Below are 22,887 nucleotides of genomic sequence, written 5' to 3' on the forward strand. Positions count from 1 at the left end.
TAAATACGGGCGAGATGAGATCAGTCGTCCGCCAGGCCGCAGGCCTGCCGCCGCCCACCACTCTCGCTGGCGGAGAAATCTCCGGCCGCGGGGTGCACCAGCCGCGCGGGCGACCCGTAGCGCGGGAACCCACCGAACGAAATCTCGGGCTGATCCCTATCGCAGTCTTGACATTCGGAGTCGCGGCATGCAAACCCCTCCCATCACGGCAACGACAGTTCGTATCAGTAGAGGGTCGGTCAGCGGGGTGAGGCGGGGTTCTGGGCGATGGGTGCGGTCACGATCGCGGAGCCGTCGACCAGGCCGACCGTGATGAACGACAACTCGTCGACCGGTAGGGACGTCTCGCCGGCCACCTGCTGTGTCCCGGCCGAGGCGGTCCAGTCCCGCACGACGTGCGTGGCACCGTCGCGGGTCACCGCGAACAGGCGGTAGCGCAGGCCCTGACGCAGGCCGGTGGCGGTGATCCGGATGGTGGCACCGCCGTGGTCACCGACGGTGATGGTGACGGAGAGGCTGGCACCGTAGCCGGGCGCCTCGCCAGAGGCGACCAGCACCGGGTCGGGAGCACTCGTCCACTCGTTGACCGCCACCACGCCGCCAGCCAGGGCCAGGACCATCGCCGCGGCACCGGCCCAGAGGGCCCGGCGGCGACGCCGCGAGGTGGCCGTCGACCCCGGGCGCGTGCCGGTCGGGCGCCTGAAACCCGGGCGACTACCTGCCGGGCGGACCGGAGCAGCTTCGACGGTGGACGCCCGGCTGCCAGTACTGCCGGGCGTGGCGGAGCTTTCGTTGGCCGGCGGCACCGCATCGTCCGCGTCGGGCCCGGTATCGCGGGCACCCGGTGCGGCCGGGGTGCCGGATTCGGAGACCTCGGGCTCCACTGCGGCCGACGGCGCGGATGCGGTGGGATCAGCGGCGGCCGACGGCGAGGGCAGCACCGGGTCTGCGGCGGGCACCGACGCAGACAGCTCGGAACCTACGGCCGACGACGGGGCAGGCAACTCGGGGTCCACGGCCGACGACGGGGCAGGCAACTCGGGGTCGGCCTCGGGCAGCGACCAGTCCGCGTCGCCCAAGCCGGCGAGCCCACCGATCGAAGGGCCGATCGAGGCCGCCTCGTCGAGGCAGTCCCAGCAGCCGGCGAGGTGCTCCTCGAAGGCCTCCCGCTCCGCGTCGTCCAAGGCTCCGAGCAGGTAGAGGGTCAACCTCTCCTGCTCAGCCGTGGCGTGATCCCCGCCTGCGCGCATCCAGCCCTCTCCTCAACGGGTCGGCACCACGCGGTGTCATGTCGGTCCAGGCCCAAGGCACGCCTGACGTCAGGACGACTCGGTAGAGCCGATCGCTGCGTGCAGGGCGCGCACCGCGTAGAAGGCTCTGGACTTAACCGTACCCTCGGGTATCCCCAACCGCACCGCCGCCTCGGCAACCGAGGCGCCTCGGTAGTACATCTCGATGAGCACCTCACGGTGCTCCGGGCTGATCTTCGTCAGCGCAACCCGCACTGCGTGCACGCTGACGACACGATCCATTTCGTCGTCCGTCGTGGGCACCCGGTTGAGGTCCGGCAGACTGACCTCTGGTGGCCGGGCCTGCCGCGCCCGCATCGCATCGATCGCCACGTGTCGGGCGACCGTGTAGAGCCAGGGCGCGATCTTCGACGGATCGGCGGCCAGCGTCTCCACATGTCGCCACGCGCGGAGAAACGTCTCCTGCACCAGATCCTCGGCAAGCTCCGTCTGCCCGAGCAGCAGGCGGGTGAGGAAACGGTGCAGGGGTTGACGGTATTCATCGACGACCTGTCTCAGCAGCGCCGCGGCGGCGGACGACGCCAGGGCGGCATCGCCCGGGAGACGTGGCCCGACCGACCCACTGGACACCGTCGGCACAGACAGCCTCCCTGACGGACGGATCGCATCCTGTCAGCCGGTTGGACGTCATGCATCCCCGATCCCGGCCCTCAGCGAGGATAGCCGTCCCGGGACGGGCCGAAGTTCGCAGGTCCGGTCGAATGCCCAACGCTTTCCCTGCTGGCCGCGCCACCACATGTCTGTCCTGTTCAACGCCGCGACTCTCTCCTTTCGATGGTGGCGTCGTCGGTCGCATCAGCGGCCGACCGGAGTGCTGTACCCGCCCGACTGACGGCCCCGTCACCCGCCCGGTTCAATCACGGGCCGAAGATTCCCAGAAAAATCCGCGTCGGGGTGAACGCCGGATGGGCGAGATCCGTCACGAAGGTGTCGCCACGCCGAAAGGGATGGCCCCCGTGACAACCAAGCTCATATCCACCAAGCTCGCCCTCGGCCGTACGCCGCGCAGAGTTTTTGCGGCAGTCCTGGCCACACTGGCGGTATTGTCTGCCGTCATCGCCACCGTCAACTGGGGAGTTGCCCAAGCACGAAACGATACAGTGGTCGGTGAGAAGGTCACCCAGAATCAGATGACGGCCATCACCGCCGCCGCCCGCTCCTGTCCGGCGCTGACGCCTGCCCGGATAGCCGGACAGCTCATGGCCGAATCGGGCCTGAACAACCGGACGCGGAAGACGGCCTCCGGAGGTCGGGGCATCGCCGGCCTCAACGACGAGGACTGGAAGAAGTGGCAGCCGTGGCCGGACGCACGCCGCTCGGACATCTCGGCGAGCATTCTGGCGCTCGCCCACCAGATGTGCGACCTCACCGGCCAGCTCCGGCAGGCCGGTGTGTCGGGTGACGCCTGGCGCCTCTCGGTGGCCGCCTTCCATGCCGGCCTGCCGGCGGTCGCCACGGCGAAGGCGGTGCCGGCCGAGGCGGTCGACTACGTCGACCTGGTCAGTGGCTACGCCGGGTACTACGGAAAGCTGAAGCAGTTCAGCGGGAACGAGGTGCCCGCGCCGCCGGCCCCACCGGCGAGCGAGGGCAAGGGGGTGCCCGCCGAGTACGTTCCCCTCGTCGTCGAGGCCGGGACGGTCTGCGACCAGGTGACGCCGCCGATGATCGCCGCCCAGCTGATGGCGCTCTCCGGATTCGACGCCAACCTGCTCGGTCCGACCGGGCAGCGCGGCATCGCGCAGTTCCCGCCCGAGATGTGGCAGACGTACGGACCCAAGGGCGGCTCCGCCTGGGATCCGGCCGTGGCGATCCCGACCATGGGCCTCGCCATGTGCCACCAGCTCTCGGAGTTGTCCAGCCTCGACGGCGACCCGTACCTGCTGACGCTCGCGGCCTACCGCAACGGGCCCACGGCCGTACGGCAGGCCGGGGGCAGCGTCGATCAGGAGACCGAGACGTTCCTGCGGTCAGTGAAGGCACTCACCGACCTCTACGTGCTCGACACCCGGCTCGCCCGGCCCCAGCCGACAGCACCGACCACCGATCCTGAGCCGGAAGGGAGCGAGTCTGCCAAACCCCCCACTACCAAGCCGGACCCGCCGACCACGAAGCCGGACGCATCGGACAGCGACCCGGATCCGCCTACCAGCGATGCGAAGCCGACCACCGCCGCGCCGGCGCCGAAGCCGGTCCGCCCGTCGGGCATGAAGCAGATCTTCCACCCGCATACCGGCATGTGCGTCAGCTCCGGCAACACCGGCGACGGGACGCGGCTCCTACTGAAGAAGTGCACGGAGGATCCGGCCCAGTGGTGGGACTTCCGCAGCGACGGGACCATCCGCTCCCGAGGGCTCTGCATGGACATCGCCTGGGGCGGTAACACGGATGGCACGCCGATCCAGGTGGCCGTCTGCAGTGGCAACCCGGCCCAGTCGTGGAAGGTCAACGACAAGGGCGGCATCATCAGCAACCTGAACGGCAGGTCCGTCGATGTCGACATGAACGCCAGTGGCGACAAGCCGCTCGAGCTGTCGGGCTACATCGGCAACGCCGAGCAGACCTGGAAGAAGCGGTAGCCAGCAGTTCTGCTCCCAGAGCAAAACGGGGTACGGGCGAAGCGCCCGTACCCCGTTTTCGTCCCTGCTGCGGTACCGGTCAGCCCAGGCGACGGCGGCGCAGTTGGAGCGCCAGAAAGGCGCCACCGCCGACCAGCGCCAGGCCCAGCAGGACGAGCGGTCCCATGGCCCCGCCGCCGCTGCTGCTGTCCGCGCCGGCCCCGACCGGCCGGTCGCCCTCGATCGGACGGGCGACCGAGGCGGTTGGATTGATCATGCCAGCGCCGTACCTGCCGTCGGGGTCTTCGCCGCCCACGGCGTCGGCGGTGTCCTTGATCCGCTGTTCGGCCTGTGCGGCTGTCATCTCCGGGTAGGCCGCCCGCACGAGTGCCGCCTGTCCGGCCACGAAGGCGGTAGCGAAACGGGTGCCCGTGTAACTCAGCGGACCGGCCTTACCCGGCCCGACGCTGGCCACGTCCGCTCCCGGCGCGACCACCTCCACGACGTTCGGTTGGTACTCCTCGACGAGCGTGTCGTCGGCTCCGACCCCACCGACCAGCAGCAGGGCGCCGGTGGCGTCGGGCTCGCCGGCCTGCGGCAGCGTGCCGGGCTTCGTCGGCGCCCCCGCCACCACGAGCACGTCGTGGTTCAGCGCGGTGGCGAGCGAGGCGATGACCGGCGGGGCGGACAGGTCCACGTGCGAGCCGAGGGCCACCACCGAGGCCCCCGCACTCACCGCCACCTCGATGGCGTTCGCCGCGTCGGTGGCCCGGCCGTTGCCCGAGTCACCGACCATTCGTACGGGCAGGATCGTGGCGTCCGGCGCGAGGCCAGGAGGGGTACGCGTGTTGCCGGGGTCCGCGGCGATGATGCCCGCCATCGCGGTACCGGTCCCGTGGCAGTCCGAGTCACCGCGTCCGTTGCCGACGGTAACGTCGGCGCCGACCGCGATGCGGCCGTTGAACTGTTCGAGTTTCCCGTCGACCCCGGAGTCGACCACGGCCACCACGACGCCGTTGCCCCGGCTGAGGTCCCACGCGCCGTCGGCGGCCATCCGAAGTTGGGCCCAGTCCGAACGGCCACTCGACGCGGCGACAGCCGTACAGCCGGCAGCGCCCTTCGTGCTGGTCGGCGAAGGGCTGGAGGTCGGGCTGGGGCTGGAGGTGGGGGTGGAACCGCCGGACGGTGTCGTGGGGCGGGTGGGCGCCGAAGGCTTGGTGGTCGGTTTCGGGCCGGCCGGGATCTGCCCGTACTTCACCCCCTCGCCGACGGCGTCCCACGGCAGCACCAGATACCAGCCCTTATTGATCCGGCCCGGGTCACGCAGGCTCTCCCCGTCCGGCTGGATCCGTCCGGCGTTCAGGTTGTAGATCTCTGCGGATCGCGCGCTGCTGCCCAGGAACCGGGTCGCGATCTCGGCGAGGGTCTCCGGCTGTCCCTGGTACGTCGCAGCGGCGACGTAATACTTGACGTATGCCTGCGGGTCCGGCGGGGCTTTCTGGGCCGCCGACGTACCGGCCATAGCCACGACCAGGCAGCAGGCAACCGCCACGCCCGCGAGCAGGCGTCCAACGTTCGCCAGCACTGATCTTCCTCCTTCAGTAACCTGCGGCCGATCGGTCGACCGCCACCCTCTATAGCGGATCCGCGCCCAACACGTTCAATCCGATTGGCAGAAAGGTTCGAGTCGAGCTGAACCAGCACCCGATGATCTTCGTGGTGGAGACGTAGGCTCCCGCGTAGGCCCAGGCGAAAGGCCGGGCAGCGCGGTTACGTCGAGGCAGGCAAGGTCGCGGCGGGCAAACCGGTGGGCGTCAAGCCGAACGGACGGTGGTGAGAGCGTATGAACGTCACGCGCACGACGACAGATATAGGCACCGACGTTTTGCCGACCACGCGCCGCTTCGATCCCAGCCGACACCGCCGGATCACCGGGCTGTTCGACCTCTGGCTGGAGCCCGGCGTACGCGGTGGTCTGGTGGTGCCGCAGAAGCCGGACCGTCCGTTGACCGCGCGGGCCATCATCGATCTCATCCAGCGCTCCGGCGAACCCGCCAACGATGTCCGGATCCTGACCGCCGACGGGGCCCGATACACGGAACTGTTCAGCGAGGTCGCCGGGATGCTCGCCCACGACGTCCTGGTGAGCCCCGACGGTGCGGTGATCCGACACCACGACCGGCAGGCCGGCAACCGGCCGCTGCACGCCATACCGCTGGACCGGAAAACCCGCCGGGTCAAGGACTGGCTCGTCATCCAGCCACCCGATCTGGCCACCCCGCTGCCCGGCTGGTTCACCGTGGACCGCGGACTGGTCCGTCCCCGTACGGGCCTGGTGGGCCTGCCCCTGCGCGGCGGACTCGTCCTGGCCACCCGGGCCGACTTCGTCACCCGGCGGGCCACCGCACACCGGCTCGGTGCCGCCCCGGAGGGGTTGGTGACCGTCGCGGTCACCGCGCGGGCCGGCGGTTTCCTGGTCGGTGACTACGACGGCACCCAGCGGGTGTGCACCGGCTATGAACTCGCCGCACTGTTAGGTAATCTTCCGCTCTACGGCTGCGAACTGCGGCTCTGGCTCACCTGGCCGTCCGATCCGGACGAGCAGCGGAGCCTCGGCAAGCACACTCAGGAGTTGGCCGAGACCACCGGTGCCACGGTCTGGACACCACCCCCGGGTGGCAGCGCCGAGTTGGTGGACAGCCGGCAGGATCTGCGGGCGCTGGACTACGCGGGACAGCCCGCGCCGTGGCAGGCCCACCGCCCCCGGTTCTCCCTCGGCCCGCCGGCACTGCACGCCACCCCGGCCGGCCTGCTCGTGCCGATGTCCGACCAGCTCAGCATCACGGCCGGAACCACCTCCCCGCCGGGGGCCGACACCGCGCAGCCGGATCAGCCGGCCGAAGCACTGCCGGTTGATGCATCCGAGCAGGCCGAGCCGGCGGAGCGGGTCACGGCAGCAGAGCAGGCCAAGCCGGAGCCGGCCGAGGCCGCAGACCCGGACGGCACGGCCGAGCCCGAGAAGCCGGCCGCGGCGACGAAGCCTGCGAAGTCGGCGGTGGCGGAGCGCGGGGAGCCGGCGGACCTGCCGGTGACGCCGTTCCCCCGCCCTGCGCTGGTCGCCGAGAAGCACCGAACAGCGTACGGCCCGGCATGGCTGTCAGCAGGGCAGCAGGTCAACGCCGAGCGGTTCGAGGCGTTCGTCGGCCTGCCTGCCGGTGCCGGGCCGATCGCCGCCGGCCTGGCCAGCGCCGAGCTCTTCCTGCTCGCCTTTCTGGACCCCCGGTCGGTGCCGGAGGGCGGTCGGCTACTGCGGGTCCGGGTGGAGCCGGGCGGCGCGATCCCGATGGAGGTGATCCGGGACCTGCCCGCACGCCTTCAGCACCTACAGGGCCTCCGCGAGGCGTACCTCCTGCCGGCGGCGCGTCTGGACCGGATCTTCGCGGTGGACACCTTCGATGTGGACCGCGCCGGCAACCTGACGGCCGTCAGCACCTGCGAAGGCGAATCCCTCCGGATCCGCTGCGCCTCTCCGGCCCGGTCGATCGCCGGGCTCTCCAACGAGGTGCGGCGCTGGCCGACCTTCGGCACCCGCCGGGCGTACGCCCTCCTGTCGGCGGAGCGTCCCCGCCTGCCCCGCACCTGGCTGCGGCTCTACCGCAATCAGCCGCCGGTGCAGCCGGGACGGTTGCTGCTGGAGGTTCGGATACCCAGGGGCCGCGCGATCGACGTGATGGCCACCGCCGACCTGCTCGCCCCGCTCACCCGGGTCCAATCCCAGGCGGAGCGGCTGCGCACCGCGCAGGTGGAACTGATCGTCCGCAGCCGCTCTTACCAACGGGTACGCGTGCATCGCGCGTACCGTGCGGACGGGGGCGTCTGGCAGCGCGTGGGGCGGCTGTCGACGGGACCGCTCCCGGCCGTCCTGCCTCAGCTTCAAACCCCCGCGCCTCAAGACCCGGCGCCTCAGGTCCCGGCACCTCAGGACCCGGCGCCCCAGGTCCCGGCGCCCCAGGTCCCGGCACCTCAGGACCCGGCACCTCAGGACCCGGCGCCCCAGGTCCCTGCGGCTCAGGTTCCGACGCCGAGCTGAGCTGACCAGCGGCCCTCCGGGACCGGCCCGATCACGAAGGGGATGCAGCGACCACCGGTGGCGGAAGCCCGCCCGCCCATCCCGGCCCCCTGCGGCAGGCCCGTCGTGATGACGACGCAGCGGTCGGAGTCCATCTCGTCGGGCGTGGGAAGCCCGGCCAGGCTCCGGCAACCTTCGAAGGTCTCGGCACCGAGCGCATCGCCGACGACGCCGACGGCGACCCCCTCCGCATACAACTGCCGGGCGTACGCCGCGGCCACCCGACGGCACTCGTCCACGGCACCGACCAGTGTGAACACGTCGGGGGCCCGCCCTAGGTCCACCTGGAGCCGCCACGGCCCCTTCCGTCCCAGCACCAACGGAACCGCCGCCGGGGGCCCCAGCTCGTCGTCCGCCAACCAGGCGTACGCGGGCGTCGTCGGTCCGGTCGTGACGCCGATCAGCCGCACCATGACCGGGCCCGCCTCGGTGCGCACCTCAGTGCGCACGTAGGGCACGTCGTTGTCGGCCGGCAGCACCGGCCGGGGCAGGTCATCGGACTGCTCCTCCTGCCGCACGGCAGCGGGAGAGTTCGCCGGCATCGTGCCGGTGAACGGAGGCCACTCGGGCTGCGACGGGGACAACGCGGCAAGGCCAGGCCGCTTCGCCGGCGACTGCCCCGGGGCCGGCAGCCCGGGGGCGATCGGCGGCTGCGGCGCGGCGAGCGGTGACGCCGGGGGTTGCGAAGCCGGGCGGCTCGACGCCGAGGGTTGCGGCGCTGGGCGGTCCGGGGCGGGCGGTGCCCCCGGGGGCGGTGGCGGTCCGGCCGGGCCGGATGGAGGCGCCGACGGGGAGGCCGTCCGCACCGCCTCAAGCTCGGCAGGTGTCGGCGTGTGATGCCGCTCCGGCGGCCACGGCCCGTCGTCGAGCGTCACCGAGCGCATCTGGTGTATCCGACGGGGCAACACGAGGAGCGCGACGACCGCGAAGAGTACCGCGAGCACGGCCGCGCTGATCCGGGCCAGTCGAGGATTGAACTGCACCGGCCCGGGTTCCCCCCGGGGGGCGGCACCAACCGGGGCCGCCGAGGCCTCCTCCGGAGGCAAAGCGACCGCTGGAGGCGAGGCCTTCGCGCTCGGAGGTGGCTGCTGGGTCGTGGTGCTCGGTGCTGGGGACGGCGAGGATGACGACGGGGCCACCGTGGTGCGGGACGGGGCCGGCGCGCTCGGCGAGGGCGTCGGAAGCCCGATCGCCGGGAGCGCGCCGGTCCGGACCCCTGGCCCGTCTGCGTCCGGCGGCAGCACCAGCATCCAGCCTGGTGCCAACTCGACGCCATCGGTGAAGGTGGCACCGCCGGGCTGGCTACGGCCCCGGTTGAGGTCGATGATTTCGCGGAAGCGGTTGCCGTTGCCGAGAGTGAGCAGGGCGATGTTGTAGAGGTATTCCCGCTGGCCATCGACCGGTGGCCCGACGACGTAGTACTTGCCGGTCTCCTCGGGCACCGCAGCGGCCGCCGGGGTCACCGGGACGAGTGGCGCGAGCAGAATCGCCAGCAGCAACGGCAGGGCCCACCAGAACCTCACCCGAGGGTGCCCCCGCCGAGACAACGGCAACCGCGCCGCCGTACCCGCCGTCCACTTCCGGCCCCGACACCCTGATTGCATTTCTATCCTTCCGTCCCGGTCCGTACGTCACCGCACCGCGCCATCAGCGGCCACCTCAGCGGTCGGCACTCCGCCAGGTCTGGTTGCCCTGCCCGGGGTTGCACTCCCAGATCTGCAATGGGGCGCCGTCGTTCTTGTTCCACTCGCGCACGTCCACACACTTGCCCGAGTGCGGATTGCGCACCATCCCGTTCTCGATGACCCAGATCTGCGCCGGCCCGCCGTTGCAGTCCGCGAGCTGTACCTTGGCACCGTTGTGTCGGGCCGCCCAGGCGACATCCATGCACTTGTCGAGCGCCATGATGGAACCGTTCGGACCACGCTTGAACCGCTGCGCCGGGGTGCCGTTGCAGCGCCAGAGTTGCAGCTGCACACCATCGGCCGAGATGCCACCCGGCACGTCGATGCACTTGCCCTCATATCCGCGCAACGCAAAAGCGGAGTTCGAACCCGGGTTGTGGTCGTTCCTCGACGCGGGCGGGTTGGCGTTGGCTGGCGGACCGCCCGCCGAGGCCACCATGCCGCCACGGAACGTGACCGTGAAGTTCGCACACCCGGGGCAGTTGTAGACGGTCTGGTTACCGACCACCTTGTCATGGGTGGACCACAGGTAGGCCCGCGGCTCGAAGGGAAGCAGCGCGGCGGTGTAACTGCTGTGCCCGTCTCGGTTGTGGTTGATGCAGTTGATCCGGGCGCCGGTCTGTGGATGACGTACGGCATCCAACTCGGCACAGGCGGCGAGCATCTGCTTTCCGGAGCAGTCCAACTTGACGCAACTCCCGGCGAGGGTGGGATTCGGCGCACCGGGCGCGTCGATCGTGATGACCGTCGACAGCGCGTCGACATAGCTGACGTTGAACCAGGGAGCGTGACCGTTTCGCTGGTCGAAGTTGAACTCGGCCAGACTCACCGGTTCCGCACCCGCCACGCAGTAGTCCTGGTACGGGCCGCAGTCGCCGACGAGACACTTGAACGTGCTGCCCGATTCGCCGCTGCACCCCTGCCGGGCGAAGAACCGGCCGCGCCAGTGGCCCGGCCATTCAGTGTCCGGAATGACGATGCTCTTCGACTCGCCCGGCTTCAGCACCGGTAGGCCGGTGATTCGGCGCGAGCCGTCCGGGCTCTCGCCCGCGCCGACCCACAGGGTTTCATCTGTGGCGTTGACGAACGTCACCCGTTCACCGGCGACGGCCTCGGAGTTGCTCGACATCACCATAATCAGGCCGAGAGCGAGCACCAGGACGACGCCCATCGCGACTCTTGTACTCGTCCAGGCCCGGCGGATCGAAGACGAGCCGGTAGTCAAAGCCATGCAGCCCTCCAATGCCCCAACAAGGCGGACGCACCATGTCCGCGTACGAGTGCGGCACTCGCACGCCCCCATGACGGCGCGGGACCGCCGCCGGTTCAGCGTCCGGTCGTCCGGGTTGGAAAAACTCGCCCCGTTGATCAGGTTGGCGGCAGTATGAAGATCATACTGCCGCCAACCTGATCAACGGGGCGAGGTGCCTTACGCGGGGGCGCAGATCGCGTCGTCGATGAGGCGGGACGCCCGGGCATGGACGGCGAGGACGGCCTCGATGTCGGCGAGCTGGGTGGTCAGGGAGAGCACCGCTACCCGCTTTCCGTCCGCGCTGACTCCGTTGGCGGTGCTCATGCCCGGCACGTCACCGCCGTGGGACCAGTAGCCGCCGCACCGGTTCGGGATGAACATGATGCCCAGGCCGTATCGCGCTCCGGGCATGAAGTCCTGGAACGTTTCGGCGAGCACCGAGTCGTGCAACTGCACCATCTGGCGCGGTTTGAGCAGCTGACCGCGTTGCAGCGCCTGCCAGAAGCGCGCCAGGTCGCTTGGCGTGGTGATCATGTCGCCGGCCGCGCCGGCAACCGTCGGGTTGAACAGGGTGGTGTCGGTGAGCGGGCCGCCGGGGGTCCACTGCTGGTAGCCCTTGGCATGCGGTGCCGGCAGGAACGGCCGGTCCCCCGGCGCCGACGTCTGTCGTAGCCCGAGCGGCTGGAGGATGCGCCGGCGTACCTCGGTGGCCCACGACCGGCCGGTCACCTTTTCGATGAGCATCCCGGCGAGGATGTAGTTGGTGTTGGAGTAGTCCCACCGGGTGCCGGGCGCGAAGCCGGGTTCGTGCTTCATCGCCAGGGCGACGAGGTCGGCGGGCTCGTAGTGGTCGAACCGGTGCGCCAGATACCCCTCGTAGGAGGTGAGTGCCGCGGTGTCGTTGGTGTAGTTGTAGATGCCGCTGGTGTGCTGAAGCAGGTGACGGACGGTGATCCGACGGCCGTCGTTGCCGTTGCCGGCGACGACTCCCGGCAACCATCGCTCGACGGTGTCGTCCAGCGACAGCCTGCCCTCTCCGACCAGTTGCAGGACGACGACGGAGACGAACGTCTTGGTGTTGCTACCCATCCGGAAGTGCCCGTCGAGGGGCACCGGCGTGCCCCGCTTGAGATCGCCGACGCCGGCTCGGGCACGGGTGGTCGTACCGTCGATGCGGGTGAGCCCCTGCACGCCGGTGATGCCGAGATCGTGAAGATCCTTGACCGCGACCTGGAGCCGTCGCCGGTCGTCGTTGACGGGTTTCGCGGCGACCGGTACCGCGCCACCGGTGACGACCAGCGCCGCTGCCAGGGCGACGGTCAGGCCCCACCGGCCGAGATGTCCTCGCATGTCATGCCCTTCCCACTGAATACGGGTGATGACCAGGAACCGACAGTACGAGGCCGTCGATGCGTTTCCATCCGGCGATCCCCCCAGATCGGTTCGGGGAAATCCCGCAGACCGGGGTCGGTCATCCAGCGACGAAGGCGGCACCCGCAGCCCGGCGGAGCCGGCGCCACGACAATGCGGCCAGCGCCGCAGTCTCGCCCGTTCGGACAGCTCATTCTGCCGTTACGATCTTGCATCCGTACTGGTGAACCACTGTTCACATCCGACAGACTCGCACCATCCACGGGGGCGGCGGGTTGAGGAGGTTTGTCGGTGCGGGTGCTCCTGGTGGAAGACGATCTGCGGGTGTCGGCGGGGCTCGCCTCGGCGCTGCGGCGACGGGGGCACGAGGTGACGCAGGCGGTCACCGCCGCGGAGGCGGTCGCGGCGAAGCAGGTGGACCTCGTCCTGCTCGACATGAACCTTCCCGACCGGGACGGCCTGGAGGTGTGCCGGCGGATCCGCCAGCACGACGAGGTGGTGGCCATCATCGCGGTGACCGCCCGCGGCGAGGAGCAGGATCGGGTGGCCGGGCTCAGGGCCGGCGCGGACGACTACGTGGTGAAGCCCTTCTCGATGGTCGAGTTGCAGGCACGCATCGAGGCGGTGATGCGCCGGACCTCGCGTACCATCCGAACGGCGACCACCTTGCAGGCCGGTCCGCTGCGCATCGACGTCGACGCCCGGCGGGTCTGGGTCGCCGAGCGGGAGGTCGGGCTCTCCCGCAAGGAGTTCGACCTGCTGGTGGCGTTGGCCCGGCAGGCGGGCACGGTGGTGCCCCGGGAGCGGCTGCAACTGGAGGTCTGGCAAACCACCTGGGCCACCCGGCACAACCTCGACGTCCACGTCGCGGCGCTGCGCGGCAAGCTGAACGACCCCGGCCTGGTGGAGACGGTACGCGGTGTCGGCTACCGCCTCCGCGCCGACTGATCGCCTGGATCGTCACGATTCGAGATGCAGAACAGTCGGCGGAAATCTCAAGGCATCCTCAAGAATCGCTGCTCATGGGCCCGTCGGCGGGCGGAGGCGGGTGTGCTGGGCCTACCCGATCAACCCTCCTGTTTGGAGATGTCCCTTGAGATACAGACGGACAACAGCCGGTGTCTTCTCGGCCCTGCTCGCCGTCACCCTCGCGGCGACCGCACAACCCGCCCAGGCCAACGGCCAACTGTCGACCACCACCGCCCAGTTGACGGCGGAGCCGAACCAGGTCCAGGGCCTGACCGTGACGCAGGCGGACGGGTACGCCACCCTGGCCTGGACCCCGGTCGACGGGGCCACCGACTACCAGATCGAGCGCACCCCGGTTGCCGGCGACGACACCGCCACCGGCAACCCGGTGATCGTCGGCGTCTGGCGGCCGAACCGTCAGATCAACAACACCGAGCCCACCTTCGCCGACGCCGGCTTCGTCCCCGGCAACCGGTTCCAGTGGCGTGTCCGCGCCCGCTTCGGCACCACGGCGCAGCCCTACTCGGCCCCGGTCACCGGCACCACCAACGCGCACTGGGGCGACCCGAGCACCCCCGGCCAGAACCTGCGTACCCAGTGGGAGACCACGCTGGGCGCGCAGTACACCAGCGACGTCAACGAGTACGCCTACACCTCGGCGATCGACGAGCTGAGCGAGCGGGTACGCGTGGTGGAGATCGGCCGCACCATCCAGAACCGGCCGATCAACATGTTCGTCATCGGCTACCCCACCCCGCCAGCGACCCCGGAGGCCGTGGCAGCGACGAACCCGCTGCTGGTCAACTGCAACGTGCACGGCAACGAGCCGGGCGACCGCGAAGCCTGCTTCATCATGGCCCGACAGCTGGCCTTCACCGACGACCCGGCCACCCTCGACCGGCTGTCGAAGACCACCATGCTGATCCTGCCCACGATCAACGGCGACGGCCGGGCGGCCAACAGCCGAGGCAACTCCACCGGGCAGGACCTGAACCGGGACTACTCGCTGATCCGCCAGCCGGAAACCCAGGCCTTCGTGGAGATGGTCCGCGACTACCGGCCGATCGCCAGCTACGACGGCCACGAGTACGGCAACGCCAACACCGGTGACCTGCCGATGCTGCCGCCGCGGCACCAGAACGTGGCGCAGGGGATCTTCGACGAGTCGCAGCACATGATCGAGGGTCACATGTACACCCAGGGCGCCAAGGACGGCTGGTGGGCCTGCCCGTACGGGTGCACCGGAGCCAACGTGGGTCTGGGTGAGGAAACCATCCTGCGCAACACCCTCGGCCTGAAGAACGTGGTCAACTCCCTGCTGGAGCTGCGCAGTTCCGGCGGCCCCACCCGGCCGGACGAGAGCAACACCGCCAACAACCGCCGGCGCAAGACCTACTCGGCGCTGTGGACGTTCAACCAGTTCCTGGCGTACCACTCGGCGCGCATCACCGACATCACGAAGGCCCGGGCCGAGGCGATCAAGTTCCAGTCGGCGAACACCGGCCGGATCGTCTTCCGGGGCTCCCGGCCGATCGAGGCGTACCCCGCCCCGCACCCGGGTGACACCCCGCCGCCGCTCGACGCCCCGCGTGAGGACCGGATCCTGGAGCAGGCGCCGTGCGCCTACAAGCTCACCGAGGAGCAGTACCACGGCGCCCGCACCGACGGCCCGGCCGGCCGGCAGACGACCGTGGCCCAGCGGCTCGCCGCCCACGGCTGGAAGGTGATCAAGATTGCCGACGGTTACCTCGTCCCGCTGTCCCAGCCGGAGCGGGGTCTGGTGCCGCTGCTGCTCGACGGGCAGGCCGTCGAGGGCCTGGTCGCCGGCGAGCGGATCGCGCCCACGCTGACCGGCACCCACAACGGTCCGCTGACGGTCTCCGGAGTGTCCTGCCTCGCCGACGCCACCGTCCGGGGCCCGGTCCGGGTCCAGCCGGGCGCCACGCTGATCGTCAACGGCAGCTCGATCAACGGCCCGGTGAACGCCACCGGCGCGGCCGGGTTCGTGCTGACCGATAGCACGGTCAACGGCCCGGTGAACGCCACCGGCGTCAGCGGCCCGGTGGTCCTGGTCGGCAACAAGGTCAGCGGCCCGGTCAACGTGGTCAACAACACCGGCGTGGCGCCACTGGTCGCCGGCAACACCGTCGACGGCCCGCTGAGCTGCACCGGCAACACCCACGCGCCGGTCAACCTGGAGGTTGCCAACTCGGTGAGCGGTCCGAAGTCCAGCCAGTGCGGACGCCTGTGAGCGGCTGAGTTCGTACCCCTCGTATCGGCAGGCCGGGTCCGCGCCCGGCCTGCCGGTACCCCACCATTGACTGGAGGAGATCGTGACCGACACCCCTGCCGCGGCTGGGACGCAGGCACCACGGCGCACCCGGGGTGCGGCACCGCTCGCTGGGGCGGCCCTGGCCCTGCTGCTCGCGGTGGCCGGTTGCACCGACGCGGGCGGCGACCGTGGCGACGGTACGGCGGAGGCCGCCGCGCCGCGTGCCGTCGACGTGACCGGGCCGCTCTGCGAACAGCTGCCGGCCGGCACCGAACCGGGCAACCCGGATTCGCTGGCCGACCAGCCCGCCGATCAGGCTCTCCAGTGGATTCCCGTGCTCACCACCTTCGAGGCGGCGGTGCGGGCCTCCGGTCTGGCCGCCGAGCTGTCCGGGGCGACGGACGTGACCATCCTCGCCCCGACCGATGACGCGTTCGCGGCCAAGTTCTCCCGGTCCCACCTCGACGAGCTGCTGCTGCACGACACCGACACGCTGCGCACGCTGCTCCGCGACCACGTGGTCACCGGCGCGCTGCCGGTGGCCGAGCTGGCCGCCGCGGGCACCGTGACCACCCTCGCCGGCACCAGCCTCACCGTCACCGCCCACGATGCCGGCGCCCGCGTCGGTGGTCGCGCCGACACGGTGTGCGCCGACTACCAGGCGGCCGGGGCTCGCATCCACGTCATCAACCAGGTGCTCGGCGCACTGCCCACCACCGCCGGTGACGAGGACGACCACCCGGCCCACTGATTGCCGCGGGGCGCAACCCCCTCCTCGCGGACACCCACGGCCGCCGACCCCTGACCCTGGGGTCGGCGGCCGTCCTGATGGACGGTGGCGGGAACGTGCGGTCGTGGCGACGACGCGAAGAGGCCGCCGACCCTGGTCGGGTCGGCGGCCTTCGTGAGCAGCGTTAAGAAGGGGCCCTTCCTATACCGCAGGCGTTAAAAGGGGGCCCTTCCTTGCACCTCAGCGCTGGGTGCTGTCGATGTAGTCACGCTTGCTGGCGCCGGTGTAGACCTGCCGAGGACGGCCGATCTTGGTCTCCGGATCGTTGATCATCTCGCGCCACTGGGCGATCCAGCCGGGCAGCCGGCCCAGGGCGAACAGCACCGTGAACATCTTCGTCGGGAAGCCCATCGCCTTGTAGATCAGGCCGGTGTAGAAGTCCACGTTCGGGTAGAGCCGGCGGGAGACGAAGAAGTCGTCGGCGAGGGCGATCTCCTCCAGCTGCACCGCGAGGTCCAGCAGCGGGTCCGGCTTGGCCATCCGGCCGAGCACGTCCTGGGCCGCCTGCTTGACGATCGCGGCGCGCGGGTCGTAGTTCTTGTAGACCCGGTGGCCGAAGCCCATCAGCCTGACGCCGTCCTCGCGGTTCTTGACCTTGCGGACGAAGGACCGCACGTCGCTGCCGTCGGCCTGGATCCGCTCCAGCATCTCCAGCACCGCCTGGTTGGCACCACCGTGCAGCGGCCCGAACAGGGCGTTGACGCCGGCGGAGATCGAGGCGAACAGGTTGGCGTTGCTGGAGCCGACCAGCCGCACGGTCGAGGTGGAGCAGTTCTGCTCGTGGTCGGCGTGCAGGAGGAACAGCATGTCCAGCACGCGGGCCATCACCGGGTCGACGTCGTACGGCTCCGCCGGCACGCCGAACGTCATCCGCAGGAAGTTCTCCACGTAGCTCAGCGAGTTGTCCGGGTACAGCAGCGGCTGCCCGATCGACTTCTTGTACGCGTACGACGCGATGGTGGGCACCTTCGCCATGAGCCGGAACGTGGATATCTCCACGTGCTCGGCGTCGAACGGGTCCAGGCTGTCCTGGTAGAAGGTGGAGATGGCGCTCACGGCCGAGGAGAGCACCGCCATCGGGTGCGCGTCGCGGGGGAAGCCGTCGAAGAACCGGCGCATCTCCTCGTGCAGCAGCGAGTGCCGGCGGATCCGCTCGGTGAACTCGTTGAGCTGCTGGGGGGTCGGCAGCTCACCGTAGATCAGCAGGTAGGAGACCTCCAGGAAGGAGCTCTTCTCAGCCAGTTGCTCGATGGGGTAGCCGCGGTAGCGCAGGATGCCCGCGTCCCCGTCGATGTACGTGATCGCGGACGAGCAGGCAGCGGTGTTGACGAACCCGGGATCGTACGTCGTCAACCCGGCTTCCTTCAACAGCTTGCCCACACCGATGCCGGCGGGGCCCTCGACCGCGGAATGTACCGGCATCGACAGCTGCCCGCCGGGGTGATCGAGCTTGACTTCCGTCATGTGTTTCCTCGCTTTGCCGGCAGATCTACGTTGAATTGCCTTCGCTTCTACCGTAATTGCGGTAGAAGCGACACTGCCCCTCGTGGTTTGGCGGTGAGGTATGCGTCACCCGATTCCCGACCGTTGAGCTGGGAAACCCGGACGGCCGGCACGCAGCGGGACAGGCGGCACACGGAGCGTGAAAGCGGCAGGAGAAAAGGGACGCGACGGCTCAACAGCCGGGACGACACTGGTCGGCTTCGCGTTCGGGGCGCTCGGCAGCGCGCGCCGGGCGCCTCAGGAAATCGTCAGGCGGCGCAACCCGCCACCGGCCTCGACCAGGTACAGGTCGAGGCGGTTGGTGCCGGCGTGGAAGAGCCGGTCGTCGGCGAGCAGCGCCGCGAAGCGACGGCCACCCGGGTCCGGCGCGACCACCGGCACCACGCTGGCCACCGTACCGTTGACCACCACCGCCAGTTCGGTGCCGTTCGGCACCGAGTCCGGCACGGTGCCCCAGATCATGCCCGGCAGCACGCCCTCGTCGGGGTCGACGAAGCGGAACGCGTCCAGCCCGCCGACCCGGGCGGTGCCGCCTGCGGGCGCGGCGCCCACGGCGGTGCCCGTCAACGGATGCGGGGCCGGCGGCGGCAGCGCGGCGGGCACTGCGCCGGGCAGCGGGATCGGTTCCCCGGGCCGGTCGTAGAAGAGTTTGCCCGGGTCGGTACGGGGAGCCTGGCGGGCGGAGCGGCCGTCGACCGGCCAGGGCAGCCGGACGGCGGCCTCGTCGGCGATCGTCGGCAGCAGGTCGACGTGCTGCCAGTTGCGGTCGTCGACCCGGCCGGCGCGCTGCCCCGGCGTCTTGACGAACATCGGCACCCAGGCCACCTGCTGCGGGGCGGCCCGGATGGCGTCGAGTCCCCGCCCCTGGAACCCCTTGGTGAAGCTGACCCCGTGGTCGGCGGTGACCACCACCAACGCCTGGTCCCACAGCCCGCTCTCGCGCAGAGTACGCAGCGTCTCGCCGATCAGCCGGTCGGTGTAGCCGAGTTGCGCCAGGTGGCGCTGGCGGGCCAGGTCGACCCACCCGTCCCCCTCGTTGGGGAAGTCCTCGGGCGCCTCGTAGCGCGCGCCGGACGGCAGGTACGCCCACGGCGGGTGCGGCATCAGCAGGTGCAGGAAGTGCAGCGTCGGCCGAGAGGTGGGGGCCAGCCCGCGCAGGAAGCTGGTGAACCGGGCCGGCTGGTTGACGGTCAGGCTGTCCCAGCGGAACTTCGGATCGATCGGCACCGGTTCGGCGTCGTCGATGCCCGCCTCCTCGGCGGTGCGTTCCCGGTACGACTGCTCCGGATCGATGCGGCTGTCCCACGGCGAGGTCACCTGGCGCAGCAGCTTGCCGGTCTCGCGCACCAGCACACCGAGGCCCTGTTCCGGAGTGACCGGCTGCTCGCAACGGCTGGGCGGGCAGAGCCGGGTGATGCTCTCCTCGGCGCGGATGTCGTACAACCCGCCCAGGGCGGTGAAGAGGTTGTCCGGGTGGTGCGAGAAGTGCGGCGCGACCGGTTGCGCCGGGTAGCGACCGGTCAGCATCGCCGGCAGCGCGTACGGCGTCCAGCCGCTCACCCCGGTGGCGTTGCGGTACCAGGTCGAGGCGGCGGCGAGTTCGGCGAAGTGCGGGAACCGTTCGGCGTCGATGCCGCCCTGCGGATCCAGCAGCGAGACCAGCGGCAGCTCGTCGAGGACCAGCATGACCACCGGCGGATGCCGGTCGCCGGTCGCCGTACCGGCCACCCCACCGTCGCCACGCGGCAGCACGACCGGCCCGGTCGGCGAGGCGAACAGGAACAGCCCGACGAAGAGCAACGGCCCGACGGCGGCCAGGCGCAGCGCCGCGCCCAGCGCCCGCCAGCGTCGGTGGGCGACCGCCACGGCAGCACCCACCATCGCGGCGACCAACAGCAGCGGTACGCCCCGCAGCGGCGTGACGTGCCGGCCGACCTGCACCGCCAACGCGGCCACCAGCAGACCCACCAGCAGGGTGTGGGTGACCGCCCGCGCGGCCGATCCGGCCAGCCGGGACAGCGCGCCGAGCAGCCCGAGCGCCACCGTCGGCAGCACCACGACCAGGGCCACCAGCAGCAGGATCTCGCCCCGGTCGGCGCGGTGGAACAGGAAGAAGTCCGGGCTGCGGCCGAGCACGTCCAGCAGCGGCTGGGTGATCACCAACCCGACCAGCGCCGCGACCTCCAGCAGTCGACCCCCCTCCGACCGCCAGCGATCCCGGCGACGGTCAGCCACCCAGGGTCACCTGGTACAGGGTGCGGGTGCCCGAGGGCAGTTCCAGCCGATCCTCGACTGAGCCGCACCCCTGCAGCAGCGCCTCGAAGGCGTCCCGCCGGTAGTCGGGGAAGATCCCGTCCGGCTTGTTGGCCAGCAGTCGGACGGCCATCGGATCGTCGGGGTGGACGAACTCCACCACCAGCCGGCCGCCGGGGGCGGCGTACCCGGCCAGGCATGCCACCACCTCGGGCAGCGGCACGTTGCGACCGATCGCCAGGTGGTGCACCAGGGCCAGGGCGAGGACCGTGTCCGCGCCGGTCCGGGCGACGAAAGAGGCCCGCTCGACGCCACGCCATCCGCCGCCGGGTGACGGGTCGGCCAGGTCCAGCACCAGCGGCAGCACCCGCCGTTCGTCCGCGTCACGCAGGGCCAGGTAGAGCCGGTCCACCACCGCCGGGTCCTGCTCCACCGCGACGACGTAGTCGGCGTGCCGGGCGGCGAGGCGGGAGTAGTGGCCGTCGTTGGCGCCCAGGTCGAGCACGAGACGGCTCCGGCGCGCGCCGGTCAGCGCGGCGGTGACGAACCGTTCCTTGCCCGCCCGGTCGGCACCGGAGTAGCCGCAGGTGCGTTGGTAGTCCACCCAGTGGCTGGCGGGCGGCCGGTGATCGAGGCGCCGCACCAGCTTCTCCATCCCGCGTACGGTGGCCAGCGCCATCTGCCGGGTGTAGCCGGCGTCGCGCAGCTGCGCCCGCACGTCGGCGGTGCTGCGGGCAGCGTTGCGCCGCTGCACGCTGCGGTGCAGGTGGACATGGGTCAGTACGCCCGGCGACAGCCGGCGCAGGCCGCGCAGGAGCCCACTCATCTGATCCGCCTCGATGCCGTCGATCCGGGCCCGCAGCCAGGGCTGGAAATCCAGCCCGAGGTGGGCGCCGAGCAACAGCGGATAGAGCAGGGTCTGGCAGAACTGCCGGTAGCCGGCCCAGGGCTCGCCCTCGCGCAGCGGGGCGAAGGAACCCACGTCGATGAAGACCGGCTGGCTGCCTCGCCACTGCAGGTTGTACGCCGAGCCGTCCTTGGTGGTGAAGCCCGCCGGCAGGGCCACCCGAAGGATCTCCAGATGCAGCAGCGCGGCGTCGCGCAGCATCGCGTAGGACCACTCGTACGGGTGGGAGACGAAGGGGATGCGCTCGTGCCGCAGCACCGCCGCCCAGGCCGGCCGCTGCTCGGTGCCGTCGAGCCGGTCGACCGCGAGCAGTTCTCGTGCCGCACCGGGCGGCAACTCCTCGGTGCCACAGACTTTGCCGGCGGCGACCAGCTGTGGGAAGAAGGTGCTGCCGGCCAGTGCCCGCCAGTGCGCGGCGGCCGTCTCGTCGAGCGCGCGGAGCACGTCGCCGCCCGCGTGGAACACCTGGTTCGCCGGGTCGCGGAACGAGCCGGGCTCGACGCGTGGCCCGGTGCCGGACCGGGCGGGGGGCCACACGGCCCGGCCGAGGTCGGGGATCACCATGCCGGAGGGATCAGCTCTGGTCGGTGGGCTGGCGGCGGAAGCGGCTGACGAGTCTGCGCCAGTAGAGCTTGGCGGCCACCGCGACGCCGGCGATGCCGCCGACCACCGCCTGCACGATCAGGCTGCCCGATCCCGCGTCCAGGTAGGCCAAGTGGTTCACCGACCGCTCCTCACATTTCAGACTTAGCTGGCGTAGCAGGACTTGTCCCACCGTACGCGTTCTCTCTCCCCATGTCGGGCACAACGCGGACTTCGTGGGTCCGTTTCGTTCAAGACGCCCGCTGGCCGACCGCGACGCCCGATTCATGATCGACAAGTCGGCGGTGCCTCAGCCGCCGAGCAGCGCCGCGGGCGGTACGCCGGCGAAAGCCCGCACGTCGCGGGTCAGGTGGGCCTGGTCGGCGTAGCCGGCGCGGGCGGCCACCTCGGCGAGGGGCACCCCGGCACGGGCCAGCGCCAACGCCCGGCGCATCCGCAGGATGCGGGCGAGGGTCTTCGGGCCGTACCCGAACAGGTGTCGGCTGCGACGTAGCAGACCGCGCGGATCGAGGCCGACCTCGGCGGCGGTCGCGGCCACCGTGGCGCCGGCGGCCAACGCGGCGGCCACCCGCGTGCCGAGCAGGTCCGGACCGCCGGCGACGCGCAGCCGGTACGCGGCAACCTCGATCAGGACGGTCGCGGCGTCGGCCTCGGCCCGGTCGGCCAACGGCGCGGTGACCCGTGGACCCCACAGGTCCGCCAGCGGCACCCGCCGGTCACGCAGCTCAACGGCGGGCACGCCGAGCACCGCCGGGCCCACCCCGGGCGGCAGCCGCAGCCCGACCCACCGCTCCCCCGGCCCGCCGTTGCTGAGGAACGCGGTGCGGTCCGGGCCGGCCACCAGCAGCCCGGCCCGGCTGGACCAGAGCAGGTCGAGGCAGCCGTCCGGAAGCACCCGGGTCGGCACGGGGTCGGCGGGTGCGGTGCTGGTCCACAGCACCGCGCCGGCGACGCCGGCCGATCGTTCCCGGTACACGTCGCCAGCCTGCCACGCTCGTGCGACACCGGCCTTGTTGCCAGGGCCGGCGCGTCACTCGGTCGCGCCGACCGGGTCGGTGCGGACGAAGCGCATCGTCCAGACGTTGTCGTGCGGGCGCTGCCGGGCGTAGAGGTGATCGGCGGCCGGGGCGGGCGCCGCCTCGGGCCGCCGCAGCACCCACAGCCGGGGCGGGGTCCCGTCCGGCCCGGCCGGCAGCGCCCGGACCGTGTCGTGGGCCGGCCCACCGACGAACCGTACGGTCACCTCACTCATCGCCCCGCTCCGCCTCCCACTGTTCCGGCACTGGCG

The 22,887-nt window shown here is 71.0% G+C and carries 17 protein-coding genes; 5 read left to right on the forward strand and 12 right to left on the reverse strand.

Annotated features, from left to right (window positions below; all coding sequences use genetic code 11):
- Positions 1-239: 239 nt before the first annotated feature.
- Entirely contained in the window at positions 240-1,250 is a 1,011-nt protein-coding gene (locus Vqi01_RS00825) for a zf-HC2 domain-containing protein (RefSeq protein WP_204031976.1), read from the reverse strand.
- 69 nt (positions 1,251-1,319) lie between these two features.
- On the reverse strand, positions 1,320-1,889 hold the full coding sequence (locus Vqi01_RS00830; protein ID WP_239098090.1) for a sigma-70 family RNA polymerase sigma factor: 570 nt from the start codon (positions 1,887-1,889) through the stop codon (positions 1,320-1,322).
- 368 nt (positions 1,890-2,257) lie between these two features.
- Between Vqi01_RS00830 and Vqi01_RS00835 the strand changes: the two genes are divergently transcribed.
- The gene (locus Vqi01_RS00835; protein ID WP_239098091.1) at positions 2,258-3,886 is read left to right on the forward strand and encodes a ricin-type beta-trefoil lectin domain protein; all 1,629 of its coding nucleotides are present in this window, start codon (positions 2,258-2,260) and stop codon (positions 3,884-3,886) included.
- A gap of 79 nt (positions 3,887-3,965) precedes the next feature.
- Here the strand turns inward: Vqi01_RS00835 and Vqi01_RS00840 are convergent, their stop codons facing one another.
- Positions 3,966-5,450, reverse strand: a complete 1,485-nt coding sequence (locus tag Vqi01_RS00840; RefSeq protein WP_204031979.1) for a S8 family serine peptidase — start codon at positions 5,448-5,450, stop codon at positions 3,966-3,968.
- Between the two features lie 258 nt (positions 5,451-5,708).
- Here Vqi01_RS00840 and Vqi01_RS00845 point away from each other — a divergent pair, with 258 nt between their 5' ends.
- A complete protein-coding gene (locus tag Vqi01_RS00845) occupies positions 5,709-7,955 on the forward strand; it encodes a hypothetical protein (RefSeq protein ID WP_204031981.1) in 2,247 nt (748 codons plus the stop codon).
- On the opposite strand, the gene Vqi01_RS00850 is transcribed toward Vqi01_RS00845, so the two are convergent.
- The 3 genes from Vqi01_RS00850 to Vqi01_RS00860 all read right to left on the reverse strand — a co-directional run bounded on the left by Vqi01_RS00850 (position 7,934) and on the right by Vqi01_RS00860 (position 12,281).
- Positions 7,934-9,517 (reverse strand): hypothetical protein, encoded by a 1,584-nt coding sequence (locus Vqi01_RS00850; RefSeq protein WP_204031982.1) that lies wholly within the window; start codon positions 9,515-9,517, stop codon positions 7,934-7,936. The two genes, Vqi01_RS00845 and Vqi01_RS00850, sit on opposite strands and share 22 nt — an antisense overlap.
- Before the next feature lie 136 nt (positions 9,518-9,653).
- On the reverse strand, positions 9,654-10,850 hold the full coding sequence (locus Vqi01_RS00855) for a ricin-type beta-trefoil lectin domain protein (protein ID WP_239098092.1): 1,197 nt from the start codon (positions 10,848-10,850) through the stop codon (positions 9,654-9,656).
- Positions 10,851-11,108: 258 nt separating this feature from the next.
- Positions 11,109-12,281, reverse strand: coding sequence for a serine hydrolase domain-containing protein (locus tag Vqi01_RS00860; protein WP_204031985.1), 1,173 nt, complete (start codon positions 12,279-12,281; stop codon positions 11,109-11,111).
- Positions 12,282-12,593: 312 nt separating this feature from the next.
- Here Vqi01_RS00860 and Vqi01_RS00865 point away from each other — a divergent pair, with 312 nt between their 5' ends.
- The 3 genes from Vqi01_RS00865 to Vqi01_RS00875 all read left to right on the forward strand — a co-directional run bounded on the left by Vqi01_RS00865 (position 12,594) and on the right by Vqi01_RS00875 (position 16,294).
- Positions 12,594-13,250 carry a response regulator transcription factor gene (locus Vqi01_RS00865; protein WP_204031987.1) on the forward strand — a complete coding sequence of 219 codons (657 nt, stop codon included), beginning with the start codon at positions 12,594-12,596 and terminating at the stop codon, positions 13,248-13,250.
- A gap of 145 nt (positions 13,251-13,395) precedes the next feature.
- On the forward strand, positions 13,396-15,522 hold the full coding sequence (locus Vqi01_RS00870; RefSeq protein WP_204031988.1) for a M14 family zinc carboxypeptidase: 2,127 nt from the start codon (positions 13,396-13,398) through the stop codon (positions 15,520-15,522).
- Positions 15,523-15,604: 82 nt separating this feature from the next.
- Positions 15,605-16,294 (forward strand): fasciclin domain-containing protein, encoded by a 690-nt coding sequence (locus Vqi01_RS00875; RefSeq protein WP_204031990.1) that lies wholly within the window; start codon positions 15,605-15,607, stop codon positions 16,292-16,294.
- Positions 16,295-16,513: 219 nt separating this feature from the next.
- Here the strand turns inward: Vqi01_RS00875 and Vqi01_RS00880 are convergent, their stop codons facing one another.
- The 6 genes from Vqi01_RS00880 to Vqi01_RS00905 all read right to left on the reverse strand — a co-directional run bounded on the left by Vqi01_RS00880 (position 16,514) and on the right by Vqi01_RS00905 (position 22,851).
- Positions 16,514-17,797, reverse strand: coding sequence for a citrate synthase (locus Vqi01_RS00880; RefSeq protein WP_204031997.1), 1,284 nt, complete (start codon positions 17,795-17,797; stop codon positions 16,514-16,516).
- 276 nt (positions 17,798-18,073) lie between these two features.
- Positions 18,074-20,071 carry a sulfatase-like hydrolase/transferase gene (locus Vqi01_RS00885; protein ID WP_204031999.1) on the reverse strand — a complete coding sequence of 666 codons (1,998 nt, stop codon included), beginning with the start codon at positions 20,069-20,071 and terminating at the stop codon, positions 18,074-18,076.
- On the reverse strand, positions 20,064-21,560 hold the full coding sequence (locus tag Vqi01_RS00890) for a class I SAM-dependent methyltransferase (protein WP_204032001.1): 1,497 nt from the start codon (positions 21,558-21,560) through the stop codon (positions 20,064-20,066). Before Vqi01_RS00890 ends, Vqi01_RS00885 begins: the two co-directional genes overlap by 8 nt.
- 10 nt (positions 21,561-21,570) lie before the next feature.
- Entirely contained in the window at positions 21,571-21,720 is a 150-nt protein-coding gene (locus Vqi01_RS00895; RefSeq protein ID WP_155220336.1) for a hypothetical protein, read from the reverse strand.
- Between the two features lie 168 nt (positions 21,721-21,888).
- Positions 21,889-22,575, reverse strand: coding sequence for a helix-turn-helix domain-containing protein (locus Vqi01_RS00900; RefSeq protein WP_204032002.1), 687 nt, complete (start codon positions 22,573-22,575; stop codon positions 21,889-21,891).
- A gap of 54 nt (positions 22,576-22,629) precedes the next feature.
- Positions 22,630-22,851 (reverse strand): DUF8847 domain-containing protein, encoded by a 222-nt coding sequence (locus Vqi01_RS00905; RefSeq protein WP_204032004.1) that lies wholly within the window; start codon positions 22,849-22,851, stop codon positions 22,630-22,632.
- Positions 22,852-22,887: the final 36 nt, after the last annotated feature.

Origin of the sequence: Micromonospora qiuiae (assembly GCF_016863555.1) — a bacterium.
Classification (GTDB): domain Bacteria; phylum Actinomycetota; class Actinomycetes; order Mycobacteriales; family Micromonosporaceae; genus Micromonospora; species Micromonospora qiuiae.

What these genes read in the sequence shown, in the direction of transcription:
- Vqi01_RS00880 (WP_204031997.1), bottom strand. Translation starts at nt 17,797, where the DNA reads ATGACGGAAGTCAAGCTCGATCACCCCGGCGGGCAGCTGTCGATGCCG.
- Vqi01_RS00825 (WP_204031976.1), bottom strand. Translation starts at nt 1,250, where the DNA reads ATGCGCGCAGGCGGGGATCACGCCACGGCTGAGCAGGAGAGGTTGACC.
- Vqi01_RS00890 (WP_204032001.1), bottom strand. Translation starts at nt 21,560, where the DNA reads ATGGTGATCCCCGACCTCGGCCGGGCCGTGTGGCCCCCCGCCCGGTCC.
- Vqi01_RS00835 (WP_239098091.1), top strand. Translation starts at nt 2,258, where the DNA reads ATGGCCCCCGTGACAACCAAGCTCATATCCACCAAGCTCGCCCTCGGC.
- Vqi01_RS00845 (WP_204031981.1), top strand. Translation starts at nt 5,709, where the DNA reads ATGAACGTCACGCGCACGACGACAGATATAGGCACCGACGTTTTGCCG.
- Vqi01_RS00855 (WP_239098092.1), bottom strand. Translation starts at nt 10,850, where the DNA reads ATGGGCGTCGTCCTGGTGCTCGCTCTCGGCCTGATTATGGTGATGTCG.
- Vqi01_RS00905 (WP_204032004.1), bottom strand. Translation starts at nt 22,851, where the DNA reads ATGAGTGAGGTGACCGTACGGTTCGTCGGTGGGCCGGCCCACGACACG.
- Vqi01_RS00860 (WP_204031985.1), bottom strand. Translation starts at nt 12,281, where the DNA reads ATGCGAGGACATCTCGGCCGGTGGGGCCTGACCGTCGCCCTGGCAGCG.